Genomic DNA, 17,903 nt, shown 5'->3' on the forward strand with positions numbered 1-17,903 from the left:
TAGGTCGCAGCAGATGCCGTTTTGAACGCTCAAAACGCGCACTGCTGCGACCTACTTGGGTTAAACGAAGCGGTCGCGGCCTGCCCGGTATCCGAAGAACGCCGCCAGCGAACCGACCACCAAAAACAGGACTCCAGCCGCTGCGAAACCGCCCGTGGCTTGGTGCAGCTGCCCTACCATCAAGGTGCCCAGCGAACCCACCCCGTAGCCGACGCCCTGCATCATCCCGGACAAGTGCGCGGCAGTGTGGGCGTCGCGTGTGCGGACCATGATCATTGTCAGGGCCACCGCGGTGAGCGATCCCTGCCCCAGGCCGTTGAGCCCGGTCCACACCCAGATGAGCTCCGTGGGGCCAAAGATCGTGAGCGCGAAACCGCCTCCGGTCATCAGCGCCACCACCATGTTGATGATCCTCTGGTCCTTGAATCGCGTGGCCAGCGCAGGGGCAAACAGTGAGCCCAGCATCTGAAGCACAATCGACACCGAGACGATCAACCCGGCCGTGCTCCCGTCGATCCCCCGGTCGCGCAGGATAGGCGCCATCCACGCGAACACGCTGAACGACATCATGGCCTGCAACACCATGAACAGGGTCACCTGCCAGGCCACCGCTGATCGCCACACATTCACCCCGCCGTGGATGGCCTGGTGCTTTACCGATGGCTGGCGGATTGCCAGCGGCAGGAAAAGCAAAAGTACGACGGCGGCCGGCACCGCCCAGAACCACAGAGCCGAGGTCCAGTGGCCGGTTGCCGTAAACACTGGATACGTGAAGCCCGCGCCAAGGGCAGCCGAAGCGCAGATCGCCGTCGTATAGAGCCCACCCATCAGCCCGAGCCGGTGCGGGAAGTCCCTTTTGACCACACCCGGGAGGAGCACATTGCACAAGGCGATGGCAGCACCACAGGCCGCTGTACCGGCGAGGAGGGTAGGAAGGTGCCCCATTCCCGGGATGTCCAGGGGCCGCAGCAGCAAGCCCGCCGTGAGGACCGCCATGGCCCCGAGGAGCACCCGTTCAGCACCGAACCTGCGGGCCAGGATGGGGGCAAGGGGTGCGAAGACGCCCAGCAAAGTCACCGGCACCGTGGTGAGGACCACCAGCGACCAGCCCGGGAGACCGGCGTCGGACGTTATTTCCGGCAGGACCGCGGAGAAGCTCGAGAAGACCGTCCGAAGATTGAGGCCTATCAGGACCAGGCAGATACCCAGGTAGACGAGGCCGCGTTTGCCTCGCAGTTGCGTGGGGTCGGCAGGCGGTTCCTCGTTGGCCTCAGCGTCGGAGGCGAGCTCGGGCAGGACCGACTTCTGGGGGTAGCTGGGCTTCTGGGAGGAGGTCACACGTCCTATTCTGTCAGCAGGCGATAACCGAGCCCCAGCCGGCAGCCAGTGCCCGGGATATGACCGGATGTCAGGGGATGATTTCCTGTCCGCGCCAGTTGCTGCCGTCACGAGTGAACTGCCAGCGGATGTGAGGATCGCCTGAGAGGTCCAGCCAATCCAGATCCGTCATGTCGATTCTGATCCAGGCAAAACGCTCCATGGCCGTCGCATCGTCACCCGGGCCATCCAGTGGCTGATCCGTGCGAGGAGAACCCGGAACAAGCCGTGAGGCATAAAGGTGCCGGCTGTTCGGGCTGAACCGCTCCCAGGCCCGGCGTCGCTCGCTCTCATCGGTGGCCACCTCAGCGTTACCCAAGATGCGCAGCTGAACCCCGCGGTCGTCGTCGTACAGGGTCAGTGCCACAAGCGGTTGGTGGTCCAATTCCGCAACCTTGCGGGACAGGACGTTGGTGGCAACCATGACCTGTCCGGCTGTTCGGTCAACAGCCCTGATGATGACCGCACGGACCCGCGGTCCTCCGTCCGCCCCCGTAGTACCCAGGAAACCGAGCGTAAATGGGGTGCGCCCCTCCGTGGCCGCCACCAAGGAACCGAGGGCCAGCTCCAGCGTCTCCGCGCTTGTGCTCATTTCCGGAGGCAATCAGGAGACACAACCCGCGTGGTGCTGGCTGGATTGTTGATCAAAGCGGCCGCGGGACGGATGGGGCGGAGCTGGAGGTTCCCGCCGCAGTTCGGGCAGGACCTGTTGGGGAAGCGATCAACACAGTCCGGGCAGGACCTGTTGGGGAAGCGATCAACACAGTCCGGACACCAAGTGCACTCAAAAGTGCAGATGTAAGCCTCTCCGGAGGGCAGGATGTCACGGTCGCAGCATTCACAATTCGGGCGGATCTCAAGCATCAGGCAACTCTACCCACAGGGCATGGCCGGCCCCTTCGCCCCCGACGTTTTTCCCTGCGACCCCTGCGCCGGCCAGCTCTAAACAAGGGACGTGAAGATATCCCAGCCGATTCCGATGGTCTGGGGCGTGGGAACAAAGCCTGAATACTTGAGCAGGTCCCCGTTGGCATCGATCGCTACTGTGTCATTCCGGGTTACCGTGTGCCCCCAATGGATGGCCTCACCCAGGTTGTGGGTGTAACTGCCGGCACCGAGGATGTGCACCATGGACCCCCAGCCGGGTCCCCAGGTGTTGGCTCCTTCCCAGCCCCCTCCACCGTTGGTGCGGTAGTGGTGCATGTACCCGTCGTAGTCGCGTCCAAGGACATCCACATTGCCGTCGCCGCTGAGGTCACCGGCGGCGATGATTTTGTCAAAAATTTGCCATCCGGTACCAACAACGCTGGGTGCCTCCCAGCCTCCGTCGCCATCGCCGGGATACAGGTGCAGATCACCTTCAGCGTCCCGGGCCAGCACATCGTTGATACCGTCCTTGTCGAAGTCGCCGGGGCCAAGGATAGTGTCAAAAATGTTCCAGCCAGTGCCCACCACTGAACGGTCCTTCCACCCGCCGGAACCATCCCCCGGGTAAAGGTACAGGTCGCCCTCGTCGTCCCTGCCGAGGACATCATTGTTTCCGTCCCCGTCGAAGTCGCCCGGCGAGAACACGATGTCGAACATGTTCCACCCCGTGCCCACCAGCCTGGGTTTGTCCCAGTGTGCCGTCTCATAGCTGGGGCACAATCCGGCGTCGCATGGTCCCAGACCATAGGTGTAGGTCCTCGGATAAAGGACCAGGTCGCCGTGGTCCGTGCGTCCCATCAATTCGAAGTTTCCACGTCCGGTCCATCCCATGGCCCGGTTGGAGGCTGAAATGGGTGCGGTTTCCTCGCTGTGCAGCAGGGTGTTCTCATCACCACGCAGTGAGTCTCCACACTGTGCCCTCTCCGGGGTGGTGGCGTAGACGTTGAAAGAGAGGCGGTTCCCGCGGTCTTCGGGCAAGATCTTGAGCGATTCGTTCTGACGTTCGGGCGGCAGAGGGGTGCCGTTGCTGAGCCACTCGATCGTGTAGCCGTCCGGTGCATCCGGGGTCTTGTCGCAGCCGGAAAATTCCGCTGGCGCACCCATCCGCAGTTCGGACCCCACGTAGGGCATGCCCACCATGGATACGATCCCGTCCATATCAATGTGGTGCAGAGGCGCGGACCCTGCTGCACCAGCCCGAGCGACTCCCGCCCCGGCAGATCCCGCCACGAGCAGGCCAGCCAGGGCACCCGCCGTCGCCACCGTGCGGAAGACCTGGACCGGATTTTTCCTGCGTGTTGTGGAGAAGATCATGCGGGCTCATTCCTGTTGAAGTCCGGGACTGACGTTGGCAGCAGCAGCGCACTTCACAACCCCCACCTGTCTCCATGCTCCCCTACCCACCATGCCGAGGCGTCAATCGCCTCGCCCAATGCGCGTCCGCCATCGGTCCGCGCGTAGCCCCGGGGTGCGCCGAAGCGGCAGCCTAGGGTTGTATAACGGTGCCTCGCGCCCCTCCCACCCGAACCAAAGTATTCTGGAAAGGATGAGTGAAACCCCAGATTCCCCGCGACCAGTCACGCCCGGCAGCCAAGCCTCCTTCGGAACTTACGGTGGCCGACCGGTCAGTTTTGTGCGCCGCGGCACCCGTTTGCAGGGTCGTAGGCAGGCGGCCTGGGAAGAGCACGCTGAGCGTTGGGCCATCCAAGTCCCGCGCCACGTCGCCAACACGTCCGTTCACCCCGACTACACGTTCGACGCCGAAGCAGTGTTTGGGCGCAAGGCACCCCTGATCGTGGAGATTGGCTCCGGCTTGGGTGACGCTGTGGTTCATGCCGCGGAGCAGAACCCGGACAAGGACTTCCTCGCAGTAGAGGTCTACACCCCCGGTCTGGCCAACACCATCATCAAGATCAACAGCCGCGGACTGACCAACGTGCGGGTGGTGGAAGCCAACGCCCCTGAGGTCCTGGAGTCCATGCTTCCCGAGGGCTCTGTCAGCGAACTTTGGGTCTTCTTCCCGGACCCTTGGCATAAGGCGCGCCACCACAAGCGCCGCCTCATCCAGCCTGCCTTCGCTTCGGTAGCTGCCAAAGCACTCGAAAAGGGCGGCTACTGGCGCATCGCCACCGACTGGTCCAACTACGCAGTGCACGTCCGCGAAGTGCTGGCAGGGTCCGCAGAGTTCGAGAACATGCACGAAGGCGAGCGCAGCGGCGAGGAGAGCCCCCTGACGCAGGTGTGGGAGTCGGGCGTCGAGTCTGTTGTTGGCGGTGCACCCGTCAGGGAAGGCCGCGCTCCCGTGAGTACCGAGCACACCGGACCGAACGAAGGCGTGGATGATGAAGGCGGATGGGCTCCGCGGTTCGACGGCCGGGTCCGGACAAGCTTTGAGAATAAAGCCCACGAGGCCGGGCGCATGATCTTTGACCTCACGTACCGCAAGCTCTAGCCGACGGACTTTGGGGGGAAACATGAGCTATCAGCCGCCGATCGAGTACTACCAGCAACCGCAACGATCCGGTAACCGGGGGCTGGGCGCCGGCATCACGAGCATCGTCGCTGCCGTGCTTTCGCCCATCGCGGCAGTCGTCAGCATCCCGTTGGGCATCGCAGCCGTTGCATCCGCGATGAGCCGTTACAACGAGGGCAACGATGCGTGGTGGTTGGGTGCTCTTGTGCTGGCGGGGACTGCGGTGCTGCTGGCCATTGTTGCCGTGGTGTGTGGGCTGATCGCCGTCTTTCGTGCCGGCCGCATGAATGCGGGGCGCATCACGGGCATCATCGGATTGTCCATCATGGCGGTCAACATCTTTGGCATTGTCTTCATGGTGTTCTTGGTGCTCGGCTCAGGTCAGGGGTTCTAAATGCCGCAGGTGCGCGCCGAGCGGTTCATCCGGCTGGATCCGCAAACTGCCTTCGCCCTCTCCCAGACCACCGGAGAGTTCCGGCTCAAGTGGGACCCCTTCATCTCCGCACAGGGATTCCTGGACGGAGCCACTGCGCCAGGCAAAGGCGTCAGGACGCGAACCGTGTCCCGCATGGGCCTGAAAATGGTGAGCGAATACGTCTCCTACCTGCCTCCCAAAAATGTGGGCATGACCATGGTGTCCGGGCCCTGGTTCTTTGAGAATTTCGGAGGCGGTTGGCGGTTCACCCCGGACGACGGCGGCACGCGGGCAGTCTGGAAGTACACCTTTTCCTGCCGCCCTGCTTTCCTGAAGCCCGTGGCCGAGAGGATCGGAAGCTGGGTCCTGGGCCGGGAAATTGAGCGTCGGATTGAGGCGTTTGCCCGGGCTTGCGAAGATCAGGCCTTGGTGGCAGAGCTGCGCGCCAAGGGCACAGAGGTTAGGGACCGCTAAGGCTTACGGCACCGAAATCGAGGCCACCGTCTTCTCGGCCTCATCGCGAAGCTCGACACCAGCGATGCCAGCCAACTGCACCGGTGTGGCACCTGTGATCTTGATCCGGCCGCTGGCTGTGGCCGTCCATCCGCAGGTGCGTTCTTCGGCGCCGTCCCGGCCCTTTACCCACAGGTAAAGGGTGCCTTCCAGCGGCATTGACCGGCCCTCAACCTCGAGCTCCGTGCCCCAGTTCTTCTTCACCATGCCCACGGTCAGCTGCAGCCCGTCGTCTGACTGAACCGAGTAGCTGGCGTCTGGTTTCGGCGGCTGATTCAGCAACGGCCCGGCGAGGAAGCCAACCGCAAGGCAAGCAGCGGCAACTGCCCCCACCAGAGCCGCCCACCGGCGTCGTGATTTCCTTCTGCGAACCGACAAGTCCACCAGGACATTCTCCGGAAGCGCCTCGCGTTTCGGTTCCAGAGGCGAGAGCACGTTCGTGCCCCCAGCGACGGTGAGGGCGACCGCATCAGCGGCGGGAACGGCGTCGAGCAAGGCCGGCAGGCTCTCCAGTTGCGCCAACTCATGGCGGCATTCTGCGCAAACGGCGAGGTGGTCCCGGAAAGCGTGCTCCTCCTCGGGGTCGAGCCCACCCAGCAGGTAGGCGCCCAGCAATTGGTGGACGGAGTTGCCGTTCATCGTTCCACCCCCATTTCATCAAGGATTGTTCGGAGGGCTTTCACGGCGTAGAAAGCCCGGGATTTTACGGTTCCCGCCGGGATGTTCAGCTGCAGTGCTGCCTCGCTGACGGTGAATCTTTGATAGTGGAGGGCCACCAAAACCTGCCGGTGTTCGTGACTGAGCCGGAGCAAGGCTTCCTCCATGAGGACCCGGTTGAGAAGTTCGTCTACGCGCTCCCTCGCAGGATGGTCCGGGAGGTCCTGTTCGCCGGATTCGGAAGGTCGGCGCTGAGCCTTCCTGTAGTTATCGATGATGACGTTCCGCGCGGTCCGGAAGAGATAGCTTCGCAGGCTTCCCGTGATCTGCGGGGCGTGCTGCCACACCTTGAGGATGGTTTCCTGCACGACGTCATCGGCCTGGTGGGCATCGGAGGTGCAACTCAGGACGAAGCGCTTCAGAGCCGTGCCATGGTCGCGGTAAATCGCGGCCACCACGTCCTCGTCCAACGGCATAGCCACCTCCCTCGTTCCGCGGCCTTTCGCTTATACGACGATGCGTGCAAGGAAAAGGTTCAGCCTCATGAACCATTCTTCCCCCACCGGCGTCGTAGGGGTTAGCGCCGGTCCATCCCGGCCGGCTCGTCAAAGGAGCTAGACATGAAGAAACCACTCAGTTTTGGATTCGGAGCTTTGATCCTGAGCGCCGCTCTGGCCGGTTGTGGCGGAAGTCCGGGAACCGCCACTACGTCCACTCCTCCTCCCGCCGCTGTCTCCTCTGCGGCAGCTACCTCCCCTTCAGCCACAGCTTCCAGCTCCGCGGCATCCGCAGGCGCCGACATGAACGTTTCGTCTTCCAGCGCTGGCCAGATTGTGGTGGACAGCAAAGGCATGAGCCTCTACTTCTTTACCAAGGACGTGAAGGACTCGGGAACCAGCGCCTGCACGGAAGCCTGCCTGACGGCCTGGCCTATTTTCACCACGACGTCGGATGCTCCCACCGTTGAAGGCGTCACCGGCACAGTGGGAACCATCGCGTCACCTGACGGGAAGAAACACGTGACCCTCAATGGCATGCCTCTGTATTACTACGCCAAGGACAAGGCCCCTGGCGACGTCACGGGTCAGGGAGTAGGCGGCGTCTGGTACCTGGTCAGCCCTGCCGGGGAGATGATCAAGTAGGCCTGGCGCGGGGGGCCGCCGAGGTCGCGGGAAGCCTGCCACATCGCCGGAAGGCTCCGTGCGAGCATGCAGGGTTCCCGCGATCTGGTTTTCGGCGCAATCACCTAAGTTCCCGAAGGATGCGTTCCTTGAAGTCGCGCTCTTGAAACAGGTCCTTCCACTCGATCCTGATAAACCGCCAGCCTGCCTCGGTGAGAGCCTTTTCCCGTCGCCGCTCTTGGAAGATGACCTCATCCGTTGGTCTGTAATCGAAGTACTTGGTTCGCCCGTCGAACTCCAGCGCCAGTTTTTCCTCTTCCCAAGCGAAGTCCATGCGGTGATGGCCCAGGCGGGACTGTACCTCGAATTGTGGCTGTGGGGGCTTGATGCTGAGCCTCTGCATCAGCTCTCGGGTCAGCGTCTCGCCGGCTGACTCGGAGCGCGGATCCGCGTTGTCCAAAGCCTTGCGCAGCGTGCGGATACCTCGCATTCCAGCCGAATTTGCTGCCATGTATGTCAGCTTGCTTCTCTCCGCGCCGACGCGCAGTCCATGATCCATAACCACCAGTGCTTTCGGATAGCTGAGCATCCTGGCACTGTCAAAGATGGTGCGTTCAAGAGTGGTGACCCGGAGACCTTGAACCACCACAACATCGTCCTCTGTGAAGTTCTCCGTATGTCCGCGAACATCCTTGCCCCAACGGTCAGAGGAAGGCCTGGACGGGTGGATGAAATGAACCCTGTCATCAACACCCCAGACGAACAGACCGTGGAGTCGTGCCGCCGACAAATGGCTATAAACGAAACCACCTGTCGAGGTTGTCAGCGTTCCATGAGCATGTGCCAGGATGCGCTCCGTGGCCCGCCTCCTCGGACCCAGGGCCTTCCACTGATTAGCCCTGATGTAGCAGCCATACCTCAAGCGAAGCAGTTCCCCGGAGTCCACTAGCGCCTTGATATTTCGACTATTGAGGCCGAAGCGGAGTAATTCGTCGGTTCTCCACATGTACCCGCGCGCAGGTAGTGCTGAGGCCGCTGTGCTGTTCTCGTGTGTTGACGGTGTGTTCATCGATTCAGCTTGGCCACCATGAACCGAGTGCCGGAACGGGCATTTGCGGCTATGTGGATAGTGCAGCGCCGAGAACCCGGGAATGGTGCGAATTCGCCGGAGTTTTGCGCACGCCGCCGCAGCTTTGGGGCGAATTGGAAGGCTCATGCCGCAAGACAGGCCGGTGAATGGGTCCGCTAGACTGCAGGCTACTCAGTGGGGAGAGGACATGACACAGGACATCAGCAGCAAAAAGACGCCGACCTTGACGTTCTTGGGGGTGCAGGAACTCGCGTGGACTTTGGGGCTCGTAGCCATGATCATCAATGCCACTGAGCGTGGCCTGGACTGGATATGGGTGGGCCTGTTGGTCTGCTGGCAGGCATCCATCGTGTGGGGCTTCCTCAAGTTCCGCCAAGCCAGAAAAGCAACGCCCACCATTTAGGGCCGAACGCCCAATTCGCCGGAAACACGGCGAGATCGCCGGAACGCTACGGCGATCTCAGCAGCGTTCCGGCGATCTCGGCGGCGGAGGCCTAGACCCTACCGCCGCGCACGTCCATACAGCTGCCGGACCAAGTGCTCGATGTCCGGCTCGTGCAGGGACAAGTCAGCTACCTCGGCCGTGCTCGAGATAGCGGCCAAGACCGCGGCCGCTGAGAGCCTGCGCGGATCGAAGGAAACGCTGTGCCGGATTCCTTCGGCCTCAATACCCTCATGGACGGCGCCATCAGGCAGCGCAAAGAGATCAGCCGAGTGCACGGGAGCGGCGAGGTCCACCACCATGGTGCGGACGGCTCCGGCGACGTCGGCCAAACCGGTGAGCGGGCCGTCGTAGGCGATGGCGCCGTCGTCGACTACCAGGACGCGTTGGCACAAACGCTGAATGTCGCTCATGTCGTGGGTGGTGAGCAGCAGCGTGGTGCCGTTTTCCCGACGCTCGGCGTCCAGGAACTGGCGCAGTTTCTCCTTGCTGATCATGTCCAGGCCGATAGTGGGCTCGTCCAGGATGACAAGTTCCGGCCGGTGCAACAGGGCAGCTGCGACCTCGCCGCGCATGCGCTGCCCCAGCGAAAGCTGCCGCACCGGCGTGGAGAGGAACTCTTCCAAATCCATCTGCTCGGCGAGTTCACGGAACCTGGGCTTCCAATCAGCCTCGGGCATGCGGTGCATGGCACCCAGGATGGGGTAGGAGTCCTGCAAAGGCAGGTCCCACCAAAGCTGCGAGCGCTGACCGAAAACGACGCCGATCTTCCGGGCGAGCGCCTTGCGTTGCGGCACCGGATTGAACCCGCAGACGGTGACCCGGCCGGAGCTTGGAACCAGGACCCCCGTGAGCATCTTGATGGTGGTGGACTTTCCAGCACCGTTGGCTCCGATGTAGCCGACGGCCTCGCCCGGTTCCACGCTGAAGTCAATCCCCCGGACTGCATGAACGGTCTTCTTGCGTCGGCGGAACCTGCCAGCGGGCTCCATGACCTGGAACTCCCGGCTCAGCTCTTCCACGTCAATGATGGGCATATCAGCCTCCTGCGCCGGTGTACTTTTTGATGGCTGCCCGCCAGAGAAGCAGCATGAGTCCGCTGAGGGCGACGGCGGCCGGCAGTCCCAGCCAGCCCGTCCAGGCCGGGATTCCGGCGGGGCCGTCGAGGCCGAGAATGACCAGGCTGGGTGCGTAGGCCACGAGCGTTGCGGGGATGACGAACGTGAAGAAGATCTGGATCGGGAAGAACAATGCCGCCCCGGGCATCGAGGCAACGTACCGGCCCCCGTAGGTGAACGCGTTGGCGAATTGCCTGCCGTCGAGAATCCAGAACTGCATGGCTCCAGCCCCGAGGAACAGAGCACAGAAGATCGCCGCGCCCGCCAGCGGCGTGATCAGGGCGAGCAGTACTTTGACTGGATCCCACGTGACGTCGGCGAACAGCAGGGCCGCAGCCAAGGCCGCCAGAGCGAAGATCAAACGGCCCACGCGTCTCAATTGAAAGTCGGAGGTAGCGAGTTGAAGCAGCACGGGAAGGGGCCGCACCAAGAGCACCTCCAACTTCCCGGACCTGATGGTCTCGGACATGGAGTCCGTCTCCCCCAGGAGCAGGTCACCCAGCGCGAACGCCACGGATGCGAGCCCGAACACCAGGAGTGTCTGCGCAAAGGTCATACCGCCGAACGAGGAGACGTTGTGGACAATCGCGTACAGCTCAACAAACTCCGTCAAGCCCAGGAGGACCTGGCCAGCGACGTCGGACAGGAAGCTGCCCCGGTAGGCGAGTTGCGAGCGCAATCTCGCGGAGACCAACAGCCTGAGGAGCACCAGGTTGGTGACCGGAGCGTGGGGATCACGGCCTGCACCAGAACGGATTGCCCGGGAGCTAGCCACCTTGAACCACCAACCGCCGCGAACCGAAGCGGACCATCATCTGCACAATGATCAGCAGAACAGCCAGCCACAGAAGTTGAATGCCAACCATCGCCAGGCTCTCGCCGCCGTCGGTCCTCCCCGCAAGAATGTCCACCGGGGTCTGAAGCATCGACGGGAACGGGGTGGCCCGGGCGAAATCGAGCAGCCACCCCGGGAACCACGCCACCGGGACCAGAAACCCGGACAACAGGTTCATCACCACCATGTACAGCATCCAGAAGCCGCGGATTTCCAGCACCCAGAAAGACAAGAGGTTGATGGCGAAGAAGCCCAGAAAGTTCAGGGATACGGCAGCCAGGATGGACACGAATCCCAGCAAGTACGGTCCAGGACTACCCGGCATCGCCAAACCGGTGACCAACGCCCCCACGATGAGTGGCGGCAGGCCGCGCGGAAGGACGTCGAAAGCGGCACGGCCCAGGTCTTGCGCCCAATAGGACGCGGTCAGGTTCACGGACCGGGAAAGATCGACGGCGATGTCCCCCGACTTCACGCGATTGGCCAGCTCAGCGGTCCCGAAGAGTCCCAAAGGTGCCAGCAGCGCCTGCCCCAGCCACACGTAAGTGGCCGCCTCCATGGCCGAGTATCCCCCGATGGCGCCACCCGCCGTCGTAATGGCGCTCAGCAGCAGCGACGCCCGGATGAGTCCGAACACAGAGTTGGTGAAAGCACCGGCGACGGCGGCAGTACGGTACGTGGAATGGCGGCGGAATGATGACTTGGCCAGTTCCCAATACGCATGCACTGGTCGAGTCTAGCCACGCCACTCCCCCTCATCACACGAAGCCGTGAATTCGTCGACTCGGCATGGCGATGAACCGCCGAGCGGCCCGGCATCCGGAAGCGTGCGTCAAAGGCGACGGAGGAGCCAGCACGCGGAGGATGCAGGGCCGCCCGGCCAGGCAACCAAGGCTTAGGCGTCGGCGAATTCCTCGGACTCTTCGAACTCTACGGCCGCGATGATTTCCTTGGTCTCCGGGTGGATCATGAAGGCCTCGTCGTCGTCCTCGATCATGAGGTAGTCGCCGTGATCGGTGGAGAAGTGCCAGGCGAGGGTCTTCACGCCGTCGTGCTCATAGTTGGGATCGCCCATGGTGATCTTTTCGAGGGCGTAGCCGGCAACATCGCACAGTTCGCGGATGATGACCTCAAACTCGGGGGCGTTGGCAAGGGCTTCTTCGTCGGCTTCGGCCTGGCGCTCGGCAAGGTCCGGGATCTGGGCGACGCGCTGGGCGACGTGCTCTTCGATTTCTTCGTCGGTAAGAACCAACAGAGCCGACTGATCGCGGAGGTAGGCGCCGTTGAGCTCAATGATGTCCTCTTCTTCCAGCAGCGCTTCAAACTCGCCGTCGAGCTCGTCCAAGGCAACCACGGAAGCCGGCGGTGTTTCGGACTCGTCCAGTTCGCCGTCCAGGTAGGCCTCGGCTTCGTCGTCCGCCAGGGCGTCGAATGCGGTGGCGGTGCGGTTGAACAGGTCAAGGTGACGGACGGCGCCCATTCCCTCAAGCCCTGCCCGCACAAAAGCATCAACTTCTTCACGCTCCGGTGCGGTGAAGACGTACTGAGCGAAACCGCCGGACAGTGCCTGGGTGAGGTAGAAGTCCACGAAGTAACTGTTGAGCGCTGCGGTCGCAATCTCGTCGCTGTTGAGGAGCTCTTGGTACATGTGGTTCACCACGTTGACATTGGAATCCACCACATCCGCGTTGCCGGCTTCGAAGCTGGTCTTGTTCAGGACAACGGGGTACTCGTTGGTAGTCATGGGAAATCCTCACTGCTGAAAGCTGATGGTGCTCCGGACACTTTCAACGTACGCGCGGGAGCGGCGCGGCAATGAAGGATGAGGTTAACGGAGGGCGAAGTTTGGGAGCCGTTTTCTGCTGACTAAGATTGAACAGATATCCTCCTGCCGAAAGTAGCCCTGCGCATGCCGTCCCACACAGACGAAAACTGGGAACTGGCCATTCAGACTCCTGCCATCACGGACCGCTCACTTGCGGCCGGACTGGCCTATGCCATGGGCAGCCGCGTGAACGGGATTTCTTTTGACGCGGCCACGGGCCTGCTGATGGGCAAGGTTCGCGGCACCGGTCCGCAGCCATATTCGACGTCGGCAAAACTGGTTCGCAAGCCCAGCGGCTGGAGCTGCACCGTGGGTATTTGCAGCTGCCCTGTCCGTAAGGACTGCAAACACGTGGCCGCGTTGCTCTTCACTGCCGAAGACCACCCCACCATCCGCGCCCAACTGCTGTCCCAGGCTCCCGGCATTCAGACCTCAAGGGTTGGCTCTGGCCAGCAGGGCGGCTCTGCACGTCCTGCCTGGGAACAAGCCCTCAACAGGCTGATCACCAAGCCCGGCACGGCCCCCAGTGCTGCGGGCATCCAGCTGGCGCTTCAGTTCGAAGTGGAAGAGCCCGCGGCGCACTTCTCCTATACAGGCCGCCGCGATCCCATGCGCAGCGTCCGCCAGCTCAAAGCACGCCCGGTCATGATGGGTGCCAAAGGCAAATGGATCCGTGGCGACGTCTCCTGGAACAACCTCAGCTACGTCAGCTTCCGGCGTGAATTCAACGAGGTCCACGTCGAATGGCTTCAGACTTTCCTGGCTGCGCACGGTTCAAGCAACGGCCGGCAGCAACCCTCCGGGGCCATGTGGTTGAGCCTGAACGATTTCGCGGCCAAAAACCTCTGGACCCTCCTCGCCGAGGCCACCAAAGCCGGCATCCCGCTCATTCATTCCGCTGGTAGCGAGCCTGTCCGCGTCGAGACGCAACCCGCCGTCGTCGGACTCAGCTTGGCGCGGCTTGAAGCGGATCCGGACACCGCTGCGAACACCGCACAGCAAGAAGCGCCCGACGGCGGCCTGCAGCTTGCGCCGTCGGTAACCATCGGTGGGGAGCACGTGGATCCCGGATCCGTGGGCTTCCTGGGCAAACCGGCCAACGGGATTTTCTTCACACACTCCGGCGAAACCCTGCCGGGCGTGCCCCAGCAGAAGAACCTCATCACCCTTGCCCCGATTGAGGGCGGTATCACGGATGAGTTGCTGGAGTTCGTCATGGATGGCGATACCCTTCAGATCCCGGCGGAGGACGAAAGCCGGTTCCTGACCTCGTTCTACCCCAAGCTGCGGCAGTCCACGCCCGTGCAGGCCGCGGATGAATCGGTGGAGCTGCCCACGCTGGCCGTCCCCACGCTGTCCCTGCTGGCCAACTACGGCAACGACCACAAAGTCAGGCTGCACTGGGAGTGGCATTACAAGTCCGGTACGTTGGTCACCGCCCAGCCGTTGTGGCGGCACCCGGACGATCGGGGTTACCGGGACGACGTCGAAGAGGCACGCATCCTGGAGTCACTCGGACGGCCATGGGACCTGGTGCCCGCGCTCGCCGAATCGGCGACGGGCGGCTGGGGTGCGCCCCGCATCGCCGCCTCCGCAGAGCTGAGCGGCCTGGACACCCTGGCGTTCACCGAAGAGGTGCTGCCTGCCCTCAAGGACCTGCCCGACGTCGTGGTTGAAACCTCCGGCGACATCGCCGACTACCGTGAGGCCGCCGAAGCGCCCGTGGTGTCCATCTCCACGAAGGAAACAGCAAGCGGCGACTGGTTCGACCTCGGAATCGTGATCACCCTCGAAGGCGAACCCGTCTCCTTCGCCGCTGTCTTCTCCGCACTCGCCGCCGGAATGAGCCGCATGCTGCTCCCCAGCGGCGCCTACTTCTCACTGGACCTTCCCGAACTTCACCAGCTCCGTGCGCTGATCGACGAAGCCCGGTCCCTGCAGGACAACCCGGACAACAAGGACGGCACCCTGCAGATCAGCCGCTTCCAGGCCGGGCTCTGGGATGAGCTGGCGCAGTTGGGAATCGTGGACGAACAGGCCGCCGCGTGGCGTGAAGCCGTGGGTGGACTGCTCGACGACGGCGTGACCGGACTTCCCCTCCCGGCGGGACTTAACGCCGATCTTCGTCCGTATCAGCTTGAAGGTTTCAACTGGCTCAGCTTCCTGTACAAGCACAGCCTCGGCGGCGTGCTGGCTGACGACATGGGCCTGGGCAAGACCGTGCAGGCCATTGCGCTGATTTGCGCGGCGAAGGATCTGGCGGCATCCACTGCTGCCGCCGCTCAGGGTGACTCTTCCGAGGTGACGCCACGGGCTCCGTTCCTGGTGGTCGCACCCACGAGCGTGGTGAGCAACTGGGCCGCTGAAGCGCAGCGGTTTGCCCCGGGCCTGGTGGTGCGGACCGTCGGTGAAACCTTTGCCAAGAGCGGCCTTGCCCCGTCCGAAGCGTTGGCGGGCGCCGACGTCGTGATTACCTCCTATGCCTTGTTCCGCATTGATTACGATGCCTACGCCTCCTTCCAATGGGCGGGGCTGATGCTCGATGAGGCGCAATTCGTGAAGAACCACCAGTCCAAGGCGTACCAGTGCGCCCGCAAGCTGCCGGCGCGGTTCAAATTGGCCATCACGGGCACGCCGTTGGAAAACAACCTCATGGAATTCTGGGCGCTGACCTCGATTGTGGCGCCCGGACTGTTTCCGAGCCCCAAACGGTTCGCTGAGAACTACCAAAAGCCGGTGGAAAAGAACGGTGACTCGGCGCAGCTCGGCAAGCTCCGGCGTCGTGTGCGTCCACTCATGATGCGCCGCACCAAAGAGCAAGTCATCAAGGACCTGCCGCCCAAGCAGGAGCAGATCCTCGAGGTAGTGCTGAACCCGAGGCACCAAAAGGTTTACCAGACGCATCTGCAGCGCGAACGGCAGAAGATCCTTGGGTTGATCGACGATGTGAACAAGAACCGGTTCACCATCTTCCAGTCTTTGACCTTGCTGCGGCAGCTGAGCCTGGATGCGTCGTTGGTGGATTCGTCCTTGTCCGGAGTGCGTTCCTCGAAGCTGGACGTGCTGTTCGAACAACTGGAAGACCTCATTTCAGAAGGACACCGGGCGCTGATTTTCAGCCAGTTCACGGGATTCCTGGGCAAGGTCCGGGAGCGTTTGGACGCCGAGGGCGTGGAGTACTGCTACCTCGATGGCAGCACCCGCAACCGTGGCGATGTTGTCAGCGAGTTCAAGAACGGTGCCGCTCCGGTGTTCCTGATTTCGCTGAAAGCCGGTGGCTTCGGCCTCAATCTGACCGAGGCCGACTACGTATTCCTTCTGGATCCATGGTGGAACCCGGCGTCCGAAGCCCAGGCCGTGGACCGCACGCACCGCATTGGGCAGGCCAGGAACGTGATGGTCTACCGGCTGGTGGCGAAGGACACCATCGAAGAGAAGGTCATGGCGTTGAAGGCCAAGAAATCACAGCTGTTCGCGGACGTGATGGAAGGCGATGCCCTGGCCGGTGGCTCGTTGACGGCGGACGACCTTGCGGCGCTGTTCGCGGAGTAGCCTCCCCGAACAGCCCGGCACTTTGCTTAGTCGGCTCGTGAGGAAGCTGTCTGAATGACCTTGGCCAGGTCCCTGGGGCGGCTCCACATGGGCCAATGTCCTGTGGGGAGGTCAATGACGTCAAGGTGCTCAAGAGTCGCGACTTCCGCGAACATGGGATGGCCTGAGTTGGCCAACTCCAGCATCTGCGCGCCAGGGATCGAGCAGCACACCAGGGTGGTCCGGACCTTGCGGCGGGCATCATTCCGGAGCTCGACGGGCTGGCGAAGCACCGGGCCGGGCTCCGGTACTGCGCGGGCCCGAAAACGCTCGAGGACCTCGGCGCTCAGGCCTTCGAGACTGGCCTGCTCTGCGAGGTCTTCAAGGGATGGCAGCGGAAGCTCGTCCACTCCTTCCGGGAGATCCGGGGCGAACACGCTTCCTGTGGACACAGGCCCGGAGTCCACCCACACCACCTGGTGAACAAGCTCCGGGTGTCGGTCAAGGACCAGGCTGACAGGGGCGTTGGCACCACTGTGAGCGACGATGATCGCGGGCTGTTCTTCGGAAGTGCCGAGTCGGGCAAGAGTATCCAGGACCGCAGCCGCTTGATCGTCGAGGTTCTTGGTGGCCCGTTCAGGATCGTTCCCGTCGAGGCCCGGGAGCGTCACGGCGACTGCACGGGAATTGTCGGTTTTTAGGTGTTCAAGGACTTCATCCCACGCCCAAGCGCCCAACCAGTGGCCGGCGATGAGGATGATGGGCTGACTGCTCGCAATAGTTGTCATATCACTACCTTCGTAGCCCCTGTGGGCAGGTGTATGTCACTATTTATGTCATGAATTTTATGGCGGCTGAACGGTGAAGAGGGCTGAACTGTGAAGCGAACCGAGCGGCTCCTTGCCCTCTCCGAGATGCTTCGCCGCAACGGATCACGGGGGTCCTCCGCCGATCGGCTGGCCAGAGAGTTCGGCGTTTCCGTGCGAACAGTCAAGAGGGACCTCGCTGCGCTTGAGAACAGCGGCGCGCCCGTATGGTCCCGCCCAGGGCCGGGTGGTGGCTACGGACTGGCCGCCAGCGCTTCCCTGCCGCCTGTCAGTCTGTCCCCAGCGCAGGCCGTTGCGCTCATGGCAGCCGTGTCCGCTGCACCCGATGCCCCTTATGCCGATCTGGCAGCAGCCGGCATCCGGAAGATCGTTGACGTCCTCGATCCCAGGACCCGGGCAAAAGCCGACGAACTGGCTGGCCGCGTCTGGGTCAATGCGCCCTCCCCCTCCTCGCGGACCATCAGATCGGCTCTGGAGGAGGCGATGTCTGAGCAGCGTGTAGTCCGCATCCGCTACACCTCTAAAGATGGGAACAGCACCATCCGCGACGTCGAACCCGTGCTGTTCGCCTCAACGAACGGCCAGTGGTACTTGGTTGGGTGGTGTCGACTTCGCGACGCCATGCGATGGTTCATTGTGTCGCGCATCGAACGAGCCAGCGTAACCAAGGCGGCTTGCGGCGGCCACACCATCCACGAGGTCGGAGAACCCCCGGAGAACGCCAGACCTGTGCATGGTGGGGGCGTGTGATT

The 17,903-nt window shown here is 62.9% G+C and carries 19 protein-coding genes; 7 read left to right on the top strand and 12 right to left on the bottom strand.

Features of this window, described 5'->3' with window-relative positions:
• Nucleotides 1-60 precede the first annotated feature (60 nt).
• The 4 genes from CQ020_RS12245 to CQ020_RS12260 form a co-directional block, all read right to left on the bottom strand.
• On the bottom strand, nucleotides 61-1,338 hold the full coding sequence (locus CQ020_RS12245; protein WP_105692099.1) for an MFS transporter: 1,278 nt from the start codon (nucleotides 1,336-1,338) through the stop codon (nucleotides 61-63).
• A gap of 70 nt (nucleotides 1,339-1,408) precedes the next feature.
• Entirely contained in the window at nucleotides 1,409-1,969 is a 561-nt protein-coding gene (locus tag CQ020_RS12250) for a pyridoxamine 5'-phosphate oxidase family protein (RefSeq protein WP_105692100.1), read from the bottom strand.
• The gene (locus CQ020_RS12255; RefSeq protein ID WP_105692101.1) at nucleotides 1,966-2,241 is read right to left on the bottom strand and encodes a DUF1272 domain-containing protein; all 276 of its coding nucleotides are present in this window, start codon (nucleotides 2,239-2,241) and stop codon (nucleotides 1,966-1,968) included. The genes CQ020_RS12250 and CQ020_RS12255 overlap by 4 nt, the downstream gene beginning before the upstream one ends.
• Before the next feature lie 78 nt (nucleotides 2,242-2,319).
• The gene (locus CQ020_RS12260; protein WP_258141862.1) at nucleotides 2,320-3,618 is read right to left on the bottom strand and encodes a VCBS repeat-containing protein; all 1,299 of its coding nucleotides are present in this window, start codon (nucleotides 3,616-3,618) and stop codon (nucleotides 2,320-2,322) included.
• 232 nt (nucleotides 3,619-3,850) lie between these two features.
• Here CQ020_RS12260 and trmB point away from each other — a divergent pair, with 232 nt between their 5' ends.
• Genes trmB through CQ020_RS12275 form a run of 3 tightly spaced genes read left to right on the top strand, consistent with a single transcriptional unit; the run spans nucleotide 3,851 to nucleotide 5,666 of the window.
• On the top strand, nucleotides 3,851-4,756 hold the full coding sequence (trmB, locus tag CQ020_RS12265) for a tRNA (guanosine(46)-N7)-methyltransferase TrmB (protein ID WP_105692102.1): 906 nt from the start codon (nucleotides 3,851-3,853) through the stop codon (nucleotides 4,754-4,756).
• Nucleotides 4,757-4,778: 22 nt separating this feature from the next.
• Nucleotides 4,779-5,171 (top strand): hypothetical protein, encoded by a 393-nt coding sequence (locus tag CQ020_RS12270; protein WP_105692103.1) that lies wholly within the window; start codon nucleotides 4,779-4,781, stop codon nucleotides 5,169-5,171.
• Nucleotides 5,172-5,666, top strand: coding sequence for a type II toxin-antitoxin system RatA family toxin (locus CQ020_RS12275; RefSeq protein WP_105692104.1), 495 nt, complete (start codon nucleotides 5,172-5,174; stop codon nucleotides 5,664-5,666).
• Nucleotides 5,667-5,669: 3 nt separating this feature from the next.
• On the opposite strand, the gene CQ020_RS12280 is transcribed toward CQ020_RS12275, so the two are convergent.
• Together CQ020_RS12280 and CQ020_RS12285 are read right to left on the bottom strand one after the other, a co-directional pair.
• Nucleotides 5,670-6,344, bottom strand: a complete 675-nt coding sequence (locus CQ020_RS12280; RefSeq protein WP_105692105.1) for an anti-sigma factor — start codon at nucleotides 6,342-6,344, stop codon at nucleotides 5,670-5,672.
• On the bottom strand, nucleotides 6,341-6,838 hold the full coding sequence (locus CQ020_RS12285; protein ID WP_105692106.1) for a sigma-70 family RNA polymerase sigma factor: 498 nt from the start codon (nucleotides 6,836-6,838) through the stop codon (nucleotides 6,341-6,343). The genes CQ020_RS12280 and CQ020_RS12285 overlap by 4 nt, the downstream gene beginning before the upstream one ends.
• Nucleotides 6,839-6,982: 144 nt before the next feature.
• Between CQ020_RS12285 and CQ020_RS12290 the strand changes: the two genes are divergently transcribed.
• On the top strand, nucleotides 6,983-7,504 hold the full coding sequence (locus tag CQ020_RS12290) for a hypothetical protein (protein WP_105692107.1): 522 nt from the start codon (nucleotides 6,983-6,985) through the stop codon (nucleotides 7,502-7,504).
• Nucleotides 7,505-7,604: 100 nt separating this feature from the next.
• Here CQ020_RS12290 and CQ020_RS12295 read toward each other — a convergent pair whose 3' ends face one another.
• The gene (locus CQ020_RS12295; RefSeq protein ID WP_105692108.1) at nucleotides 7,605-8,552 is read right to left on the bottom strand and encodes a type IV toxin-antitoxin system AbiEi family antitoxin domain-containing protein; all 948 of its coding nucleotides are present in this window, start codon (nucleotides 8,550-8,552) and stop codon (nucleotides 7,605-7,607) included.
• A gap of 208 nt (nucleotides 8,553-8,760) precedes the next feature.
• On the opposite strand from CQ020_RS12295, the gene CQ020_RS12300 reads away from it, so the two are divergent.
• Nucleotides 8,761-8,976, top strand: coding sequence for a hypothetical protein (locus CQ020_RS12300; protein ID WP_146116655.1), 216 nt, complete (start codon nucleotides 8,761-8,763; stop codon nucleotides 8,974-8,976).
• A gap of 98 nt (nucleotides 8,977-9,074) precedes the next feature.
• Here CQ020_RS12300 and CQ020_RS12305 read toward each other — a convergent pair whose 3' ends face one another.
• The 4 genes from CQ020_RS12305 to CQ020_RS12320 form a co-directional block, all read right to left on the bottom strand.
• Nucleotides 9,075-10,052, bottom strand: a complete 978-nt coding sequence (locus CQ020_RS12305) for an ATP-binding cassette domain-containing protein (protein WP_105692110.1) — start codon at nucleotides 10,050-10,052, stop codon at nucleotides 9,075-9,077.
• A 1-nt stretch (nucleotide 10,053) separates the two neighbouring features.
• Nucleotides 10,054-10,908, bottom strand: a complete 855-nt coding sequence (locus tag CQ020_RS12310; protein WP_258141863.1) for an ABC transporter permease — start codon at nucleotides 10,906-10,908, stop codon at nucleotides 10,054-10,056.
• Nucleotides 10,901-11,695 carry an ABC-2 family transporter protein gene (locus tag CQ020_RS12315; protein ID WP_105692111.1) on the bottom strand — a complete coding sequence of 265 codons (795 nt, stop codon included), beginning with the start codon at nucleotides 11,693-11,695 and terminating at the stop codon, nucleotides 10,901-10,903. The genes CQ020_RS12310 and CQ020_RS12315 overlap by 8 nt, the downstream gene beginning before the upstream one ends.
• A 168-nt stretch (nucleotides 11,696-11,863) precedes the next feature.
• Nucleotides 11,864-12,712, bottom strand: coding sequence for a hypothetical protein (locus tag CQ020_RS12320; RefSeq protein ID WP_105692112.1), 849 nt, complete (start codon nucleotides 12,710-12,712; stop codon nucleotides 11,864-11,866).
• Nucleotides 12,713-12,877: 165 nt separating this feature from the next.
• Between CQ020_RS12320 and CQ020_RS12325 the strand changes: the two genes are divergently transcribed.
• Nucleotides 12,878-16,345: a DEAD/DEAH box helicase gene (locus tag CQ020_RS12325; protein WP_105692113.1), complete on the top strand. Its 3,468-nt coding sequence runs from the start codon at nucleotides 12,878-12,880 to the stop codon at nucleotides 16,343-16,345.
• Between the two features lie 26 nt (nucleotides 16,346-16,371).
• Here CQ020_RS12325 and CQ020_RS12330 read toward each other — a convergent pair whose 3' ends face one another.
• A complete protein-coding gene (locus tag CQ020_RS12330; RefSeq protein WP_105692114.1) occupies nucleotides 16,372-17,112 on the bottom strand; it encodes an alpha/beta fold hydrolase in 741 nt (246 codons plus the stop codon).
• A 90-nt stretch (nucleotides 17,113-17,202) separates the two neighbouring features.
• On the opposite strand from CQ020_RS12330, the gene CQ020_RS12335 reads away from it, so the two are divergent.
• Nucleotides 17,203-17,901, top strand: coding sequence for a YafY family protein (locus tag CQ020_RS12335; protein WP_105692115.1), 699 nt, complete (start codon nucleotides 17,203-17,205; stop codon nucleotides 17,899-17,901).
• Nucleotides 17,902-17,903 lie beyond the last annotated feature (2 nt).

This window comes from Arthrobacter sp. MYb23, assembly GCF_002979775.1.
Taxonomy (GTDB): domain Bacteria; phylum Actinomycetota; class Actinomycetes; order Actinomycetales; family Micrococcaceae; genus Arthrobacter.

Bases quoted from the DNA above. Each gene is read 5' to 3' on its own strand.
- trmB (WP_105692102.1), top strand. From the start codon at position 3,851: ATGAGTGAAACCCCAGATTCCCCGCGACCAGTCACGCCCGGCAGCCAA.
- CQ020_RS12255 (WP_105692101.1), bottom strand. From the start codon at position 2,241: ATGCTTGAGATCCGCCCGAATTGTGAATGCTGCGACCGTGACATCCTG.
- CQ020_RS12260 (WP_258141862.1), bottom strand. From the start codon at position 3,618: ATGATCTTCTCCACAACACGCAGGAAAAATCCGGTCCAGGTCTTCCGC.
- CQ020_RS12290 (WP_105692107.1), top strand. From the start codon at position 6,983: ATGAAGAAACCACTCAGTTTTGGATTCGGAGCTTTGATCCTGAGCGCC.
- CQ020_RS12330 (WP_105692114.1), bottom strand. From the start codon at position 17,112: ATGACAACTATTGCGAGCAGTCAGCCCATCATCCTCATCGCCGGCCAC.
- CQ020_RS12285 (WP_105692106.1), bottom strand. From the start codon at position 6,838: ATGCCGTTGGACGAGGACGTGGTGGCCGCGATTTACCGCGACCATGGC.
- CQ020_RS12275 (WP_105692104.1), top strand. From the start codon at position 5,172: ATGCCGCAGGTGCGCGCCGAGCGGTTCATCCGGCTGGATCCGCAAACT.
- CQ020_RS12305 (WP_105692110.1), bottom strand. From the start codon at position 10,052: ATGCCCATCATTGACGTGGAAGAGCTGAGCCGGGAGTTCCAGGTCATG.
- CQ020_RS12295 (WP_105692108.1), bottom strand. From the start codon at position 8,552: ATGAACACACCGTCAACACACGAGAACAGCACAGCGGCCTCAGCACTA.
- CQ020_RS12325 (WP_105692113.1), top strand. From the start codon at position 12,878: ATGCCGTCCCACACAGACGAAAACTGGGAACTGGCCATTCAGACTCCT.
- CQ020_RS12320 (WP_105692112.1), bottom strand. From the start codon at position 12,712: ATGACTACCAACGAGTACCCCGTTGTCCTGAACAAGACCAGCTTCGAA.
- CQ020_RS12300 (WP_146116655.1), top strand. From the start codon at position 8,761: ATGACACAGGACATCAGCAGCAAAAAGACGCCGACCTTGACGTTCTTG.
- CQ020_RS12280 (WP_105692105.1), bottom strand. From the start codon at position 6,344: ATGAACGGCAACTCCGTCCACCAATTGCTGGGCGCCTACCTGCTGGGT.
- CQ020_RS12250 (WP_105692100.1), bottom strand. From the start codon at position 1,969: ATGAGCACAAGCGCGGAGACGCTGGAGCTGGCCCTCGGTTCCTTGGTG.
- CQ020_RS12270 (WP_105692103.1), top strand. From the start codon at position 4,779: ATGAGCTATCAGCCGCCGATCGAGTACTACCAGCAACCGCAACGATCC.